Origin of the sequence: Streptomyces sp. CB03234, assembly GCF_001905885.1 — a bacterium.
GTDB lineage: Bacteria > Actinomycetota > Actinomycetes > Streptomycetales > Streptomycetaceae > Streptomyces.
The window spans coordinates 879,357-894,874 of record NZ_LIYH01000001.1 but is presented as its reverse complement, the minus strand read 5'-3'; the positions used below and the strand labels follow the sequence as shown (position 1 = coordinate 894,874).

The window sequence follows — 15,518 nt, the reverse complement described above, 5'->3', positions numbered from 1 at the left end:
ACTCCCTGGAGCGCCGCCCATGGCCACCGCCACCTCCCGCCACAGCGACCGGAGGGTCAGCCCCGTCTTCCTCGGGATCGCCGCCATCATGGCGGTCACCGGATGGGCGGTGTGGACGGGCTTCTCCGCCAACCTCGGCCTGGCCGTCTTCCTCTTCGTGACGGCCGGGTGGATCGTCTCCCTCTGCCTGCACGAGTACGCGCACGCCCGCACCGCCCACCACGGCGGTGACATCACCATCGGCGCGAAGGGCTACCTGACCCTCAACCCGCTGAACTACACGCACCCGTTGCTGAGCATCGTGCTGCCGGTGGTCTTCGTGATCATGGGTGGTCTCGGCCTGCCGGGTGGCGCGGTCTTCATCGAGCAGGACCGCATCCGCAGCCGCGTCAAGCGCAGTCTGGTCTCGGCGGCCGGCCCGCTGACGAACGCCGTCTGCGCGGTCCTGTTCACCGCGCCGTTCTGGCTGGGCGCGCTGGACGGCGTACCGGTGCCGTTCCGCTTCGCGCTCGCGTTCCTGGCGCTGCTGGAGGTGTCGGCGGTGATCCTGAACTTCCTGCCGATGCCGGGCCTGGACGGTTACGGCGTGATCGAGCCGTGGCTCTCGTACAGGATCCGCCGGCAGATCCAGCCGTACGCCGCCTACGGGCTGCTGGCGGTCTTCGCCCTGCTCTTCTTCGTCCCCGAAGTGCGCGACGCCTTCTTCACCCTGGTGCACACGGTCATGCAGGGCCTGGGCATCGAGGAACTGGAGACGTACTGCGGGCGCGACCTCTACCTCTTCTGGCAGGAGCCGAACGCGGCCTGCCAGGACCTCGTCAGCCAGTGACGTTCTTCGCCTGGCGGTGGTAGTACCACGCCATGTTCGAGGAGACGCCGGCCAGCAGCACCCACACGATGCCGAGCCAGGTGCCCTGGACGAAGGAGACCACCGCCGCGGCGACGGCGAGGACGCAGACGGCGAGGGCGTACAGCGCGAGGCGGGGCATGGGGGACGGCTCCTGTCCGGGTACGGCGTGAAACGTGCCCGTCCAGTGTCCCCCATGCTCACGAGCGGCTAGACGTCGGTCAGGCGCAGGCCCGCGTGGGCCTTGTAGCGGCGGTTGACCGAGATCAGGTTGGCGACCAGCGCCTCCACCTGGTGGGCACCGCGCAGCCGGCCCGCGAACACGCCGCGCATGCCGGGGATGCGGCCCGCGAGGGCCTGCACGATGTCCGTGTCGGCGCGCTTCTCGCCCAGCACCATCACGTCCGTGTCGATCTCCTCGACCGTCTCGTCCTGGAGCAGCACCGCGGACAGGTGGTGGAAGGCTGCGGTCACGCGCGAGTCCGGCAGCAGGGCGGCGGCCTGCTCGGCGGCGCTGCCCTCCTCGGGCTTGAGGGCGTAGGCGCCCCGCTTGTCGAAGCCGAGCGGGTTGACGCAGTCGACGACGAGTTTCCCGCGCAGCTCGTCCCGCAGCGCCCGCAGCGTCGCCGCGTGCCCGTCCCACGGCACGGCGACGATCACGATGTCACTGCGCCGCGCGCACTCGGCGTTGTCGGCGCCCTCGACGCCCAGGCCCAGCTCGGCGGCCGCTGCCCCGGCGCGCTCGGCGGCCCGCGAGCCGATGATCACCTTCTGGCCGGCGCGGGCGAGGCGGTAGGCGAGGCCGCGGCCCTGGTCGCCGGTGCCGCCGAGGACACCGACGACGAGCCCGGAGACGTCGGGGAGGTCGTACGGATCAGTAGTCATGGTCCCGACACTACGCGGCACGACCCCGTCCGGGTGACGTGCCGCCGAACGCCCACGCACGGCACGGGGAAAGGGGACGATACGGCCCCATGGATGCCGTACGTGTCGCCCTGCTGCGTGAGGTCCTGGACGGTACCGAGTGGCCCGCGGCGGCCCGCCGGTTCGCGTCCGTCCTGCGGTCCTCGGTGGTGCCGCAGGGCGGCGGACTGCTGCTGGTGGGCACCGCGCGGTACGAGCCGTGGCACCTGGCCGCGCACCTGGTGGACGAGGCGGCCTGGTCGGGACGGCCGGAGCTGGCACCCACGCTGGTACGGCACCGGGCGCGGCCCTCCGATCCGGCGCACCTGGCGGTGGGCCTGGGCCGGCTGGAGGCGGCCGGCCGCGGCTCGACCCTCCTGGTGGTGGCCCCGCAGCGCCCGGACGGCGGCCTCCTGGAGCGCGTGCACGACGCACGGCGGGCCGGGGCGACGGTGCTGTCCCTGGACGGCGGCGACCGGGAGGTCCACGGGCTGGCGCACGAGGCGCTGACGGTGACGGACGCGGACGACGTGGACCTCGACATCGTGCAGCACCTGGTGAGCGCGGCGGCCGGCGAGAACACCCTGCCGGCCGCGCCACCCGGCCGCCGCCGGTTCCGGGACCGCCTGGCGCGCCTGGCCGACCAGGTGACCTCGCCACCGCCCCCACGCTGGTAGGGCGTTCGAAAACCGGTTGCCGGGGTTCGCCGGGGGCACGGAGCATGGGCGGACGTGACCGCCACGCTCTCCGCCCTGCTGCCCGACCTCTCCCCGTGGCGTTCGTCGCGGAACTTCCGCCTGCTGTGGGTGCAGGGCCTGGTCGCGTACTTCGGCAGCTTCACGGCAATGGTCGCCCTGCCGTTGCAGATCAAGCACCTCACGGACTCGCCGCTCGCGGTGGGCGTGATGGGCGCCGTCGAGCTGGTGCCGCTGGTGGTGTGCGGACTGTACGGGGGCGCCCTCGCCGACGCGGTCGACCGGCGCAAGGTCATCCTCGGCACCGAGGCGGCGCTGGGCCTGCTGGCCGGGCTTCTCCTGGTCAACGCCCTGCTGCCGACGCCCATGCTGTGGCCCCTGTACGTCGTCGCCGCGGGCGTCTCGGCCCTGGCGGGGCTCCAGCGCCCGGCGCTGGACTCGCTGATGGCCCGCATCGTGCCGCACGACCAGCTGACCGCCGCCGCCGCGCTGAACGCCCTGCGCTGGCAGCTCGGCGCGATCGCGGGCCCGGCGGTGGCGGGTCTGGTCGTGGCGTACGCGGGTCACGCCACGGCGTACGGCACCACGGCGGCCTGCTTCGTCGTGTCCGTCCTGCTCTGCCTGCGCCTCTCCCCCGCCCCGGCCGCGCACGACGCGGACAAGCCGTCCCTGCGGGCCATAGCGGAGGGCGCGCGGTACGCCTGGTCGCGGCCGGTGCTGCTGGGTACGTACGCGATCGACCTCGCCGCGATGTTCTTCGCGTACCCCAACACGATCTTCCCGTTCCTCGCGGACGACCTGGACGCGGAGTGGTCACTGGGCCTGATGTACGCGGCCGGCTCGGTCGGCTCCGTGCTGCTGAGCCTGACCAGCGGCTGGACGTCGAAGGTCCGGCGGCACGGCCTGCTGGTGGTGTTCGGCGCGGCGGGCTGGGGCCTGGCGGTGGCCGCGGCGGGCTGGTTCTCCAACGTCTGGCTGGTGCTGCTGTGCCTGGCCCTCGCGGGCGCGGGCGACATGCTCAGCGGCCTGGGCCGCTCCACGATCTGGAACCAGACCATCCCGGACGAGCTGCGGGGCCGCCTGGCGGGCATCGAGGTCCTCTCGTACAGCGTCGGCCCCCAACTGGGCCAGGTCCGCGCGGGCGCCATGGCCGGCTGGACCGGCACCCGCCCCGCCTTCTGGAGCGGCGGCCTGGCGTGCCTGGCCTCGGTGGGCGTGCTGGCGGCGCTGCTCCCGAAGCTGGTCACGTACGACGCCACCACGGACGAGGACGCCCTGCGCCGCCGTGCCGCTGCCGCGGAGGGCCAGCCCTGACGCGCCCGTAAGCCCCGGCCCGCGGCGGTGCCGCGCCCCTCCCCCCACCGGCCCGCAGTCGGCCACCGGCCGGGGTGGGCCGTGCAGGGTCGTCCCCGCAGAGGTTGGCGGCGCCGTAACGGCTCCCTTGCCCGTACCTGAGGCCGCCGGCCTCGTGGGGGTGCCCCCTCTGGGGGAGAGACGAGCCCGGAGGGGCCACGCCCCCCACCCCCCGGCAGGCCACCGACCCGCACCGTACCGGGGCGAACCGGGAACGGGCACCGCCCCGGTCCCGTTGTGCCCACCCTCCCCCAAGCTCTCGGCTTCGCTCGAGCAGGGGGGACCCCCATCGCCCCAGCGGGACGAATGCCCACAACGGGGAGGGACGGGCGAGGCCCGGCGAGGGCGACCGCCCACGGCGGGGGCGGGGCCGGGCGGGGCGCCCGCAACGGCGGGGGCGCGGGCCCTGCGGGAGGGCGCGGGGCCACCCGGGCGCGGCGGGGGGCGCTCCGGAGGGGGCCGTCAGGGGGTGGGGCCTCCGTCGTCGCGGGGGGCGTCGTGCCATTTGGGGTCGGTTTCCCACTGGAGGTTGCGCTCCCGGGCGGTCTCCATCGCGTGGGAGGCCTCCTCCCGGGTCGCGTACGGGCCGAAGCGGTCCGCCGCCCGGCACTCCGGGCCCTCCTCGACCCTCCCGTGCTTCAGGCAGTAGTACCACTCGCCCGGCTTTCCGACGGTACGCCTCTTGAACAGGGCCATCTCGGCTCCTTCCTCTGTCGCAATGGTGCCCCGCGATGCCTGGTTAGACTCGCTGGCATGTCTGGCCAGTCGCTGCTCGTACCAGGGGAGCTCTCCCCCACCCGTTCCGTTCCCGGATCCATCCGCCGCCCCGAGTACGTGGGCAAGCCCGCCCCGACGCCGTACACCGGCCCCGAGGTGCAGGATGCCGACACCATCGAGCGGATGCGCATCGCGGGCCGCATCGCCGCGCAGGCGATGGAGGAGGCCGCCAAGCACATCGCGCCGGGTGTGACCACGGACGAGCTGGACCGGGTCGCGCACGAGTACATGTGCGACCACGGCGCCTACCCGTCGACGCTCGGCTACCGGGGCTTCCCGAAGTCCCTGTGCTCCTCGGTCAACGAGGTCATCTGCCACGGCATCCCCGACTCCACCGTCCTGCGCGACGGCGACATCGTGAACCTCGACGTGACGGCGTACATCCACGGCGTCCACGGTGACAACAACGCCACCTACCTGTGCGGGGATGTCGACGAGGAGTCGCGGCTGCTCGTCGAGCGGACCCGCGAGTCGCTCAACCGTGCCATCAAGGCGGTCAAGCCGGGCCGTCAGATCAACGTCATCGGCCGGGTCATCGAGTCGTACGCCAAGCGCTTCGGCTACGGAGTCGTGCGGGACTTCACCGGGCACGGGATCAACTCCTCGTTCCACTCCGGCCTGATCATTCCGCACTACGACTCCCCGCACGCCACCACGGTCATCCAGCCCGGCATGACGTTCACGATCGAGCCGATGCTGACGCTGGGCACGCACGAGTACGACATGTGGGACGACGGCTGGACGGTGGTGACGAAGGACCGCAAGCGGACGGCGCAGTTCGAGCACACGCTCGTCGTCACGGACACGGGTGCGGAAATTCTTACGTTGCCCTGACGCGCCAGGCGGGTACCGTTTTACCGACAGGCCGTCGGGAACTGGTTGACTTAGGTAAGCCTAAGTAGGAAGATCGGCGGTAGTGGTGGCGGTCACGGCTGCGTCTGCGGCTGTGCCTGCCACATCCCGTCCCCTCGGTCCCCGGAGGCCCGCCTTGGACGCAAGCGGTACCGTCACCCCGTTCTCGACGCTCATCCGCACCGCTTCGCACCAGCAGCACACCGAAGCGGAGAACTCGACCTTCATGAGCGACCTGCTCGGCGGACGGCTCGGCGTGGAGGCCTACGCCCGCTACACCGAGCAGCTCTGGTTCGTGTACCGGGCCCTGGAAGGTGCCGCCGACGCGCTGGCGGACGACCCGGTGGCCGGGCCGTTCATACAGCCGGAGCTGTTCCGCACCGCCGAGCTGGAGCGGGACCTGGCCCACCTGCGCGGCCCGGACTGGCGCGCGGCGGCCGCACCGCTGCCCGCCACCACCGCGTACGCCGCCCGCGTCGAGGAGTGCGCCCGCACCTGGCCCGCCGGGTACATCGCCCACCACTACACGCGCTACCTGGGCGACCTGTCCGGCGGCCAGATCATCCGCGACAAGGCCGAGCGGACCTGGGGCTTCGCGCGCAAGGGCGACGGCGTGCGGTTCTACGTCTTCGAGCAGATCGCCAACCCGGCCGCGTTCAAGCGGGGTTACCGGGAGCTGCTGGACCGGGTGAACGCCGACGACCTGGAGAAGCAGCGGATCATCGACGAGTGCAGGCGCGCCTTCGACTTCAACGGCGCGGTGTTCCAGCAGCTCGGCGACGAGTTCCCGCTCAGCGCCTGACCCTCAGCGCCTGATCTCCCTCACCCTGCCGCCGAGTTCGATCGTGCCGTCGGGGCCGGGTGCCGTCAGCAACTGCGAGCCCCGGCCCTGCGCGATGTTCAGCGCCCTGCCCAGCCGCGCGGTGAGCAGCAGGGCGGCGGCGCCCGTCGCCTCGTCCTCCTCGATGCCGTCACCCCGCCCCGGGAAGGCCCGCGCCCGCACCCGGCCGGCCGCCTCGTCCTCCCACGCCCACGCGTACACCCACTCGCCCGGCGGCGGCACGTCCAGCGCGTCCACCTCGGCGGCCGACCCGTACTGGCGTATCGTCCGCGCCGGCGCCCACTCCGCTCGGGCGGTGATCCAGGTGAACTCGCCGTCCTGCCGCGCCCACACCTCGCCCGCCGGCGGGTTCACCACCTCTAGGTCCAGCAGCCAGGCCGTGCCCACGAGCGGATGGCCGGCGAACGGCAGGCGCACGCCGGGCGTGTAGATGTCGACGACCCCGCGCTCGGGGTCGTCGACGAACACGGTCTCGCTGAAACCCAGCTGCTTGGCGAACGCCTGCCGGGACGCCTCGTCGGGGTGGAGCCGCCCGTCGCGTACGACACCAAGGAGGTTGCCGTGGCGGCCGTCTCCTCCGCAGAAGACGGCGAGCACGTCGTATGCACTGTTCACCGGGGCATTGAAGCACGCGGTGCGCGGCGGTTCCGGGGGAACCTGAACCCGGCGCTCCGTCCACCGTGGACCCCGGTAGGGTTCGGACGGTCATATGGGGGTCGAGGAGCAGAGGCAACCGATGAGAAGGCGGGTCCCAGGGCGGGTGGCGGCGGCGCTCGCGGCGACGACGGTGCTGGCGCTGACGGCGAGCGGGTGCGTGACGGTGCACGGCGAGCTGGAGGTCGTACCGACGGCGACGAAGGGCGAGGCCGCGCAGGCGCTGGCGGATTTCACCGACGCGTACAACAAGGCCGACAAGGCGTACGATCCGGCGCTCGACGCGGGGCGGGTCACCGGCGCGCTGGGGGCGATCAACCAGGCCGGCCTGAAGGCCCGCAGTGTCACCAGCCCGGGTGGCAACCCCAACCACCGGCCGCTGGAGCTCACCGACGCCCGGTACGTCATACCGAAGAAGGCCGGCTGGCCGCGCTGGTTCGTCGCGGACACCGACTCCAACCGGGACACCGACCAGGGCGCGGACGACAGCCGCTGGGTGCTGGTGTTCGTGCGCAACGGCCCGGACCAGCTGTGGGAGGTCGCGTACCTGCAGATCCTGCCCGCCGGCGGGGTCCCGAAGTTCAAGACGGACCAGGACGGTTGGGCCGAGCCGGCCGCGCCGGACTCGACGGCGCTCGCGGTGGCGCCGAAGAACCTGAGCGAGGAGTACTCCTCGTACCTGCAGACCGGGAAGCCGGCGCACTTCGCGGCCGGGCCGCACACCTCGATGTGGCGCGACGAGCGGAACAAGGTCGCCCACCGGCCGGGGCTGTCCACCCAGTACGTGGACCAGCCGCTGGACACCGGTGACTACGCCCCGCTGGGGCTGACCACCCAGGACGGCGGCGCGCTGGTCTTCTTCGCGACGCGGTTCTACGACCGGCAGACGGCGGCCAAGGGCTACCGGCCGAAGGTGAATCCCGACGTACGGGCGCTGATGACCGGTGAGGTCAAGAGCACCCTCACCAAGGAGTGGGTGTCCAGCCAGGCGGTGCTGGTGAAGCCGGCGGGTGCGGGGTCGGACCAGGTGACGGTCCTGGGCCGGCTTCAGGGTGTGACGTCGGCGACGGGTTCGTGAACCCGGCGCGTCAGCGGCTGAGCGGCCAGGCCACCGAGTGGTGGTCGTCGTGCTCGTCGTACTGGTCGGCGTGGCGGGCACAGGCGTCGGTGAGCGCCTCCAGCAGGGTCAGCGGGTCCGGCAGCGGGTGCTCCGGGCCGCGCACCCACTCCACGCCCAGCTCACCGGGAAGGCGGGCGGGCGGTACGAGGACGTAGGAGCCGCGGCAGTGCCAGCGCAGGCCCGGGTGCTCGTCCATCGTCTCGGGGTGGCAGTCCAGCTCGCACGGCCACCACTCGTCCTCGTCCTCGGGGGTGCCGCGGGTGGCGGTGAAGAACAGCATCCGGCCGTCCCCGGACTCGGCGACCGGGCCGACGTCGATGCCCTTGCCGAGCAGCCGCTCCAACGCGGCGCGACCGGCCTCCAGCGGAACGTCGAGGACGTCGTGGACCATGCCGGTCGCGGTGATGAAGTTGGCGTGCGGCTCGCCCTGGGCCCACCGCTCGATCTGGGCCCGGTCGGTGGTGGACTGGGTCTGCCAGGCGAAGGAAACGGGATGGCGGGCGGGCGTGGGACAGCCGACGCGCTCGCACGAACACCGGTAGCCGACGGGGTACGCGGCGGGGGCGAGGGGCAGGCCTGCGGCGGCGGTGGCCCGGAGCAGATCTTCGCGGCTCGGGGTCTCGACGGCGGCTTTCCTCGGGCGCCGGCGCAGCCACTGCGCGAGTTTGTTCTCCGTGCCGCGGTAGCGGCCGATCCCGTCGCCCATCTATCCCCTCACACCTCTGCCAAGCCCTGCGGTCCCTGCCATGGTCCCACCATCCTGGGCCTTCGGTGACCGGAGTCCCCAACCTGGGTGGGGTGACGGTTTCCGTGACGTCATCCGACCGGTCACGTTGCGGTGCTATGGGGTGATTCGCACCTCGCCGCGGGCCGCCGGGCGTGAGGAGCTCCACGGAGCGGCACGGGGACGCGAGTGGTGGGGGCTCACCTCGGGGCGAGGCCGTGGAGGGCGTACTCGACGAGTTTGTCCGCGTATGCGTGGCTGAGCGGCTGGGTGCGCAGCAGCCAGCGGTGGGCGAGCGGGCCGACGAAGAGCTCCAGCGCGACGCGCGGGTCGATCTCGGGGCGGACCTGGCCCTGTTCCCTGGCGGCGGTCAGGCGCCTGACGTACAGCTGGAGCTGCGGTTCCAGCAGTTGCTCGACGAACTGGGCGCCGAGCTCGGGGTTGACCACGCCCTCGGCGGCGAGGGCCCGCGAGGGGGCTTCGTACTTCGGGTCGTTCATCTCGTCGACCGTGGCCCGCAGCACGAACTTGAGGTCGGCCTCCAGGTCGCCGGTGTCCGGGATCCCGCTGTCCGCGTCACCCCCGAGCGCCTCGTTGGCCTGGACGCCGAGGTCGACGAAGGCCTCCAGGAGGACGGCCGCCTTGGAGGGCCACCAGCGGTAGATGGTCTGCTTGCCGACGCCCGCGCGGGCGGCGATGCCCTCGATGGTGGTCTTGGCGTAGCCGACCTCGCCGACGAGGGCGAGGGCGGCGTCGTAGATGGCGCGGCGGGAGCGTTCGCTGCGGCGCGTGGAGTCGGGTGCCTTGGTCTCAGCCATGCCCACCACCCTATCAGCGACGCGAGGCGAGACGTATCGTCTCTTGACAAGACGAGACGTCTCGTTCATTGTTGAGTGCGTCAGCGAGACGAACGGACAACGAACCGAAGGAGCCCACCCATGACCCGTGGTGGAAACGGAAACCTGCTCGGCGTCGGCGGCACGCGCCGGAAGCTCTCCCGCGAGGCGCTGCGCGGCAGCGGCGGCGGAGGCGTCGGCCGGGGCGTCGACCCGGTCGCGCAGAAGCGGGAGTTGCTGCGCAAACTGAAGGAAGGGCGTACGGCACCCGGCGCTTGACGGGCGCCGGCGTGAACTCACCCGTACGGTCCACTGCGCGAAGGCTCCTCCCGGCGCACCATGGCTATCCACGTACACAACCGTGCGTGCCCTGCCGTCCGTGAGGAGCCTTCCTTGCCTCGTGACGCATCACCTCGCCGCTACCTGATGTGCCCACCCGCGCACTTCAAGGTGACGTACTCCATCAACCCCTGGATGGACCCCGCGAAACCGGTCGACCTGCCGCTCGCCCTCACCCAATGGGAAGACCTGCGCGACCGGTACCTGGCGCTCGGCCACACCGTCGAGCTGCTGGAGCCCCGAATCGACCTGCCCGACATGGTGTTCGCCGCCAACGGCGCCACCGTCATCGACGGCCGGGTGCTCGGCGCCCGGTTCGCGCACGCCGAACGCGCCGCCGAGGCCGCCGTCCACCGCGCGTGGTTCCGGGCCCACGGCTTCACCGACGTCCGCGAACCCGACCATGTCAACGAGGGCGAGGGCGACTTCGCCGTCACCGCCTCGTACATCCTGGCCGGGCGCGGTTTCCGCTCCAGTCCCCTGTCGCACGACGAGGCGCAGGAGTTCTTCGGACGGCCGGTGATCGGCCTGGACCTGGTGGACCCCCGCTACTACCACCTGGATACGGCCCTGTGCGTCCTGGACGACGCGGCCGACGAGATCATGTACTACCCCGGCGCGTTCTCCCCCGGCAGCCGCTCGGTGCTGCGCCGGCTGTTCCCCGGCGCGCTGATCGCCGAGGAGGACGACGCGGCGGCGCTCGGGCTGAACGCGGTGAGCGACGGCAGACACGTCCTGCTGCCACAGGCCGCGGTGGGGCTGTTCCGGCCACTGCGCGAGCGCGGCTTCGAGCCGATCGGCATGGACCTGGGCGAACTGCTCAAGGGCGGCGGCAGCGTGAAGTGCTGTACGCAGGAACTGCGCGCCTGACCGGTGACTCCACGGCAGGGGGCCGGCCCCGGGCGGGACCGGCCCCCGTGCGCGGGATCCCGCGCGATCAGTCGTCGAGCAGGATGCGGAACCGGGCGAGGTCGCCGTCGATGAAGGTGATCTCGGCCTCGCCCTCGGCGTCCACGTACTTCCCCGTGCCGCCGGTGACAGCCGAGCGCCCGCCGTGCGGATAGCGGCCGAAGCGGTCGATGGAGTCGCTCAGGCTGATGCTGCCGTCGTCGGTGCGCAGTACGCGGTGGCACAGGGCGACGTACCCGTGGCGGGTGAGGTCGACGACGCTGCAGCGCGAGGAGGCGTCACCGATCTTCTTGCCGGGCCTGCCCTTCTTGTGGGTGTAGAGGTGGGCGTGGGCCGTCCACTCGCTGCCGACGCGCAGGCGGTCCGGCTTGGTGTCGGACTGCTTGTCCGCCAGCCAGTCGAGCACCTTCACGGAGTCCTTCGGCGCGTCCTTCGGGGTGGGCTTGGGCGCCGCGTCGGCGGTGAAGGTCAGGGCGGTGGTGGCGAGCATCGCGGACGCGGCGGTCAGCACGCAGGCGGTGAAACGGCGCGAGCGGGTGCGCAGCAAGGGAACCTCCAGGGAGTGAGGTGGCTGGAACGAGCCCACCTCAACTCCGCGAGGGGGCCCAGGGCAATTGCCACGGGCACGACGTCACCCGCGTGGTCGCCCACTGTCACCCCGTCAGCCCGTCAGCGGGGCGGCCACTCGTCCCCCCAGGCGGCGTCGCGGGCCGCCTTGTAGAGCGTGCCGTGCCGCTTGGTCACCGTGTCGCGGCGCAGCCCGTCGTCCTCGGTGCACAGGTCCAGCAGGACCTGACCCTTGCGGATCTGGGGCTTGCGGGTCACCCGCGCGGTGGCGGGGGCCACGGGGAACCGGGTCGCCACGACATAGGCGAACTTCTCGTCCTCGTACGCCAGTGAGCCGCCCTTCACCTGCCGGTGGAGGGAGGAGCGGCTGACCCGGGCCGCGAAGTGGCACCAGTCGGTGCCCGGCTCGATGGGGCAGGCGCCGCTGTGCGGGCAGGGCGCGGCGATCGTCAGGCCGGCCGCGATCAGCAGGTCGCGGGCGGCGATGATCCGGGCGTAGCCGCCGGGGGTACCGGGTTCGACGATCACGACGGCCTGCGCGGCCCGGGCGGCCTCGGTGACGACGGAGGTGCGGTCCTGCTCGGTGAGTTCGTTGAGGACGTACGACACGGTGACGAGATCGGTGCTCTCGACGCGGAGCGCCGCGCTGATACGCGCGCGCTGCCACGCGGTGGCCTCCAGGGACGGGATCCCCGACGCGGCGGCCAGCTCGCGGCCCAGCGCCAGCGCCGGCTCGGCCCAGTCCAGCACGGTGGTGCGCGCCGCCGCGTCCCACGCCTCGGCGACCGCCCAGCTCGCCGCACCCGTCCCGCCGCCGATGTCGGTGTGCGTGCCCGGCACCCACTCCGGCGCCGCGTCCCGCAGCGCCGCCAGCGCCGCCCGTACCGCCTCGAACGTCGCGGGCATCCGGTACGCGGCGTAGGCGGCGACGTCGGACCGGTCGCGCAGCACGGGCGCGCCGGTCGGGACCGTCCCGCGGTAGTGGGCGATCAGCCGGTCGACTGCCTGTGCCGCCTGCGTCGGCGGCAGCCCGTCGAGCAGCCCGGCGAGGGCGCCACGCAGGGCGTCCGCGGTGGAGAGGGAGACGTTCACCGATCCATCGTAGGCGCCCGGCACACGGCCCCCTCCGGGCACGGTGAGCGACGGGCACGATGCGCGGTGCGGCGCGGGCGGGGCGGGCGACGCGGCGCGGGCGGGCGCGGTGGGCGGGGCGGCGGGGCGGCGGGTTTGGCGATGCGGCGCGGGCGGGCGCGCAGGTCGGCGGGGGCGGTGGGCGACGGGGGCGGTGGGCGGGGCCTGGGCAGGGGCGCGTAACTGCTCGGTGGCGGGCCGTAGTTGCTACGCTGGCCGCCGTCGGCCGGTGGGGGGACCAGTGAGACAGAGGATCGTGCGCATGGCCCTGGTGGCCGGCGTGGCCGTCCTGGCCCTGCTGCTCCTGCTCGCCACCTGCGGAACCGGCGACCAGCGCCCCTCGGTGCCGCCCGCGAAAGCCGGCGCCGCGCCCGTGACCCGGCTCACCGTCCCCGACGCGTACGACACCTCCCGGGGCTGGGACATCACCGGCGTCTCCCCCGAGTACGTCATCGCCCGCACCACCGGAGTGATCGCGTACCTGGAGCGGGTCGACGACACCCGGTTCCGTCTCCGCACCCTCGACGCGCGCACCGGCCGCCACGGCTGGGCGGGCCGGCCCTGGCGGCCGCTCGGCGACCCGGAGAGCTTTCCCGGCCTGCTGGCGCTGGAGAAGGAGGGCCGGCGGTTCTTCGTGACCTGGTCGTACGGAAGGACCGGCGACGACCCGCTCACCACGGCCGGCAGCTTCGTGTCGCTCGACCTGTACGACGCGGCCGACGGCACCCGGCAGCGGGTGGAGGTCCCGTGGGCGGACGTGCCGATAGTGACCGGCACCGGACCGGGCGTGCTGATCAGCGACGGGCGGACGAGGAGCGCGGTCGTCGCACCGGACACCGGCGAGGTGAGCACGGTGCCGCCGCAGCGCCTCGGCCACCCCAAGGGCTGCGCGGAGTGCCGGCGGCTGACCGCCGTGCGCGGGGTGACGTCCAAGGGCCTGCTGGTGAGCGGTGCGCGGGGCTTCTGGGTGCCGGGCGGCTGGTTCAGCCGCGACCGGGCCCCGGCCGGCGCCGACCCGGCGAGCGGGGTGCCCGGCTCGCTGACGTCCGGGCACGTGCTGGCGCGGTGGCAGCACAAGAAGGGCGCGGCGCGGGCGGCCACGCACGACATCTGGGCGGTCCACGAGGCACGCACGGGCAGGCCGCTGGTGAAGGCGGAGTGCCGCAGGCCGGCGATCGAACCGGGCGAGTACCCGCAGGCGGTGGTCTCGCCGGGCGGCCGGTACCTGATCGCCGGGAGCCTCGCCTTCGACCTGGACGCGCGGACCGGCCGCTGCTTCGAGGAGGCGGACGGTTCCACGCCGCTGACGCTGACCACCGTCACGGACGGGGGCGTGGCGTACGGCGCGAGCGGTGCCCGCAGCGTGGCGGACGCCCTGGCCGGCGGGGGCAGCCCGGTGGCGGTGGACCTGGCGACCGGCGTGCCCCAGGCGCTGGCGCCGAGCGTGCGGCTGCCGGCGGCGGAGGTGGCCGGGGTGGGCGTCTACCGCTGGACGGACGCGCGGGACCGCGTCCACCTGACCGGTTACGCGCGAACCGCCTGACGGTCCTGCCACGGACGGCACAAGCCCATGAAGCAGGCGACGGCGCCCAGCGCGCACACCAGCTGGACCACGGCCATCGGCACCGCCGTCGCCTCGCCCGCGATGCCGACGAGCGGTGAGGCGACCGCACCGACCAGGAACGACGACGTACCCAGCAGCGCGGAGGCCGAACCGGCCGCGTGCGGAGTGCGCATCAGAGCCTGGGCGTTGGTGTTGGGCAGCGTCACGCCCATGGCCGACATCAGGACGAACAGCCCGGCCGCGACGGGCACGAGCCCCACGTGGCCGAAGACCCCGCTGGTCATCAGCAGCAGCGCACCGGCCGCCAGGGCGATCACCACCAGGCCGAATCCGAGCACCTTGTCCATGCTCACCCGGCCCACCAGGAGCTTGCCGTTGATCTGGCCGACCGCGACGAGCCCGACGGAGTTGATGCCGAACAGCAGGCTGAAGGTCTGCGGCGAAGCCCCGTAAATCTCCTGCACAACAAAGGGACTGGCCGATATGTACGCGAAGAGGGCGGCGAAGGCGAGACCGCCGGCCAGCATGTAGCCGGAGAACACCCGGTCGGCGAGCAGCCCGCGCATGGTGCGCAGCGCCTCGCCGACCCCGCCGCTGTGCCGCTTGGCGCGCGGCAGCGTCTCGCCGAGCCACTTCCACACGACGAGGGTGAGCAGGACGCCGACCAGGGTGAGGACGTGGAAGACCCCGCGCCAGTCGGTGATCCGGAGGATCTGGCCGCCGATGAGCGGGGCGACGATCGGGGCGGCTCCGGAGATCAGCATGAGGGTGGAGAAGAACCGGGCCATCTCGACGCCGTCGTACAGATCACGCACCACGGCCCGGGCGATCACGATGCCCGCCGCGCCCGCGAGGCCCTGGAGCAGCCGGAAGGCGATGAGCAGTTCGGGGCTCGGCGCCAGGGCGCAGACGGCGGTGGCCGCGATGTAGAGCAGCATGCCGACGAGCAGCGGTCGGCGGCGCCCCCACTTGTCGCTCATCGGGCCGACGACGAGCTGGCCGAGCGCCATGCCGGCGAGACAGGCGGTGAGGGTCAGCTGGACGGTGGCGGCGGGCGCGTGCAGGGCCTGGGTGACCTCCGGCAGGGCCGGGAGGTACATGTCCATGGACAGCGGCGGCAGCGCGGTGAGCCCACCGAGGACGAGCGTCACGAGCAGCCCCACGCGCCGCGCGGCGACGGGGCCCGTGCCCTCGGCGGCGGGCGGGGCGGCAGCGGGAGCCCCGGTGCCGGTGTCGGTGCCAGGGCCGGCGCCAGGGCCAGGAGGGTCACCGGCCCCGGTGCCGGGGCCGGCGGGGTCGTCGGCTCCGGTGGGGGCCGGAATGGCGGCCTTCGGGCGCTCGGTCGGTATGTGTCCTGGCGTACTCGGGCCGCTTTCCGGCATCTCATCTCCCTCGTGAGGTCCGGC

General features: G+C 73.1%; 18 protein-coding genes. 9 read left to right on the top strand and 9 right to left on the bottom strand.

The annotated features are described in order from the left end of the window. Nucleotides 1-19 precede the first annotated feature (19 nt). Nucleotides 20-829, top strand: a complete 810-nt coding sequence (locus AMK26_RS04065) for a site-2 protease family protein (protein WP_073751967.1) — start codon at nt 20-22, stop codon at nt 827-829. Here AMK26_RS04065 and AMK26_RS37205 read toward each other — a convergent pair. Beyond that, the gene (locus AMK26_RS37205) at nt 819-989 is read right to left on the bottom strand and encodes a hypothetical protein (RefSeq protein ID WP_198943986.1); all 171 of its coding nucleotides are present in this window, start codon (nt 987-989) and stop codon (nt 819-821) included. The genes AMK26_RS04065 and AMK26_RS37205 overlap by 11 nt on opposite strands. Nucleotides 990-1,057: 68 nt before the next feature. After that, nucleotides 1,058-1,732, bottom strand: a complete 675-nt coding sequence (npdG, locus tag AMK26_RS04060; RefSeq protein ID WP_073751965.1) for an NADPH-dependent F420 reductase — start codon at nt 1,730-1,732, stop codon at nt 1,058-1,060. Between the two features lie 89 nt (nt 1,733-1,821). Here npdG and AMK26_RS04055 point away from each other — a divergent pair, with 89 nt between their 5' ends. After that, nucleotides 1,822-2,427 carry a hypothetical protein gene (locus AMK26_RS04055; RefSeq protein WP_073751963.1) on the top strand — a complete coding sequence of 202 codons (606 nt, stop codon included), beginning with the start codon at nt 1,822-1,824 and terminating at the stop codon, nt 2,425-2,427. Nucleotides 2,428-2,481: 54 nt separating this feature from the next. Next, on the top strand, nt 2,482-3,759 hold the full coding sequence (locus tag AMK26_RS04050; RefSeq protein ID WP_073751961.1) for an MFS transporter: 1,278 nt from the start codon (nt 2,482-2,484) through the stop codon (nt 3,757-3,759). Between the two features lie 501 nt (nt 3,760-4,260). On the opposite strand, the gene AMK26_RS04045 is transcribed toward AMK26_RS04050, so the two are convergent. Next, entirely contained in the window at nt 4,261-4,494 is a 234-nt protein-coding gene (locus tag AMK26_RS04045) for a hypothetical protein (protein ID WP_073751959.1), read from the bottom strand. 57 nt (nt 4,495-4,551) lie between these two features. On the opposite strand from AMK26_RS04045, the gene map reads away from it, so the two are divergent. Beyond that, a complete protein-coding gene (gene map / locus AMK26_RS04040; protein WP_073751957.1) occupies nt 4,552-5,409 on the top strand; it encodes a type I methionyl aminopeptidase in 858 nt (285 codons plus the stop codon). A 154-nt stretch (nt 5,410-5,563) separates the two neighbouring features. Further along, nucleotides 5,564-6,229, top strand: coding sequence for a biliverdin-producing heme oxygenase (locus AMK26_RS04035; RefSeq protein WP_073751955.1), 666 nt, complete (start codon nt 5,564-5,566; stop codon nt 6,227-6,229). A 3-nt stretch (nt 6,230-6,232) separates the two neighbouring features. Here the strand turns inward: AMK26_RS04035 and AMK26_RS04030 are convergent, their stop codons facing one another. Next, complete coding sequence (locus tag AMK26_RS04030) at nt 6,233-6,883, bottom strand: PhzF family phenazine biosynthesis protein (RefSeq protein ID WP_073751953.1); 651 nt, start codon at nt 6,881-6,883, stop codon at nt 6,233-6,235. A 121-nt stretch (nt 6,884-7,004) separates the two neighbouring features. Here AMK26_RS04030 and AMK26_RS04025 point away from each other — a divergent pair, with 121 nt between their 5' ends. Beyond that, nucleotides 7,005-8,000 carry a hypothetical protein gene (locus tag AMK26_RS04025; RefSeq protein ID WP_073751951.1) on the top strand — a complete coding sequence of 332 codons (996 nt, stop codon included), beginning with the start codon at nt 7,005-7,007 and terminating at the stop codon, nt 7,998-8,000. A 10-nt stretch (nt 8,001-8,010) separates the two neighbouring features. Here the strand turns inward: AMK26_RS04025 and AMK26_RS04020 are convergent, their stop codons facing one another. Both AMK26_RS04020 and AMK26_RS04015 read right to left on the bottom strand, forming a co-directional pair. After that, nucleotides 8,011-8,748, bottom strand: coding sequence for a bifunctional DNA primase/polymerase (locus AMK26_RS04020; protein ID WP_073751949.1), 738 nt, complete (start codon nt 8,746-8,748; stop codon nt 8,011-8,013). A gap of 218 nt (nt 8,749-8,966) precedes the next feature. Then, the gene (locus tag AMK26_RS04015) at nt 8,967-9,584 is read right to left on the bottom strand and encodes a TetR/AcrR family transcriptional regulator (RefSeq protein ID WP_073751947.1); all 618 of its coding nucleotides are present in this window, start codon (nt 9,582-9,584) and stop codon (nt 8,967-8,969) included. Nucleotides 9,585-9,704: 120 nt separating this feature from the next. Between AMK26_RS04015 and AMK26_RS37200 the strand changes: the two genes are divergently transcribed. Both AMK26_RS37200 and ddaH read left to right on the top strand, forming a co-directional pair. Next, the gene (locus AMK26_RS37200) at nt 9,705-9,881 is read left to right on the top strand and encodes a DUF6243 family protein (RefSeq protein WP_198943985.1); all 177 of its coding nucleotides are present in this window, start codon (nt 9,705-9,707) and stop codon (nt 9,879-9,881) included. Between the two features lie 60 nt (nt 9,882-9,941). Continuing rightward, nucleotides 9,942-10,811 (top strand): dimethylargininase, encoded by an 870-nt coding sequence (ddaH, locus tag AMK26_RS04010; RefSeq protein WP_338015562.1) that lies wholly within the window; start codon nt 9,942-9,944, stop codon nt 10,809-10,811. 67 nt (nt 10,812-10,878) lie between these two features. On the opposite strand, the gene AMK26_RS04005 is transcribed toward ddaH, so the two are convergent. Both AMK26_RS04005 and AMK26_RS04000 read right to left on the bottom strand, forming a co-directional pair. After that, entirely contained in the window at nt 10,879-11,397 is a 519-nt protein-coding gene (locus AMK26_RS04005; protein ID WP_073751933.1) for a hypothetical protein, read from the bottom strand. 122 nt (nt 11,398-11,519) lie between these two features. Beyond that, entirely contained in the window at nt 11,520-12,509 is a 990-nt protein-coding gene (locus AMK26_RS04000) for a small ribosomal subunit Rsm22 family protein (protein ID WP_073753012.1), read from the bottom strand. 301 nt (nt 12,510-12,810) lie between these two features. Between AMK26_RS04000 and AMK26_RS03995 the strand changes: the two genes are divergently transcribed. Next, the gene (locus AMK26_RS03995) at nt 12,811-14,091 is read left to right on the top strand and encodes a hypothetical protein (protein WP_073751931.1); all 1,281 of its coding nucleotides are present in this window, start codon (nt 12,811-12,813) and stop codon (nt 14,089-14,091) included. Here the strand turns inward: AMK26_RS03995 and AMK26_RS03990 are convergent. Next, nucleotides 14,073-15,494, bottom strand: coding sequence for a multidrug effflux MFS transporter (locus tag AMK26_RS03990; RefSeq protein WP_073751929.1), 1,422 nt, complete (start codon nt 15,492-15,494; stop codon nt 14,073-14,075). The two genes, AMK26_RS03995 and AMK26_RS03990, sit on opposite strands and share 19 nt — an antisense overlap. Nucleotides 15,495-15,518 lie beyond the last annotated feature (24 nt).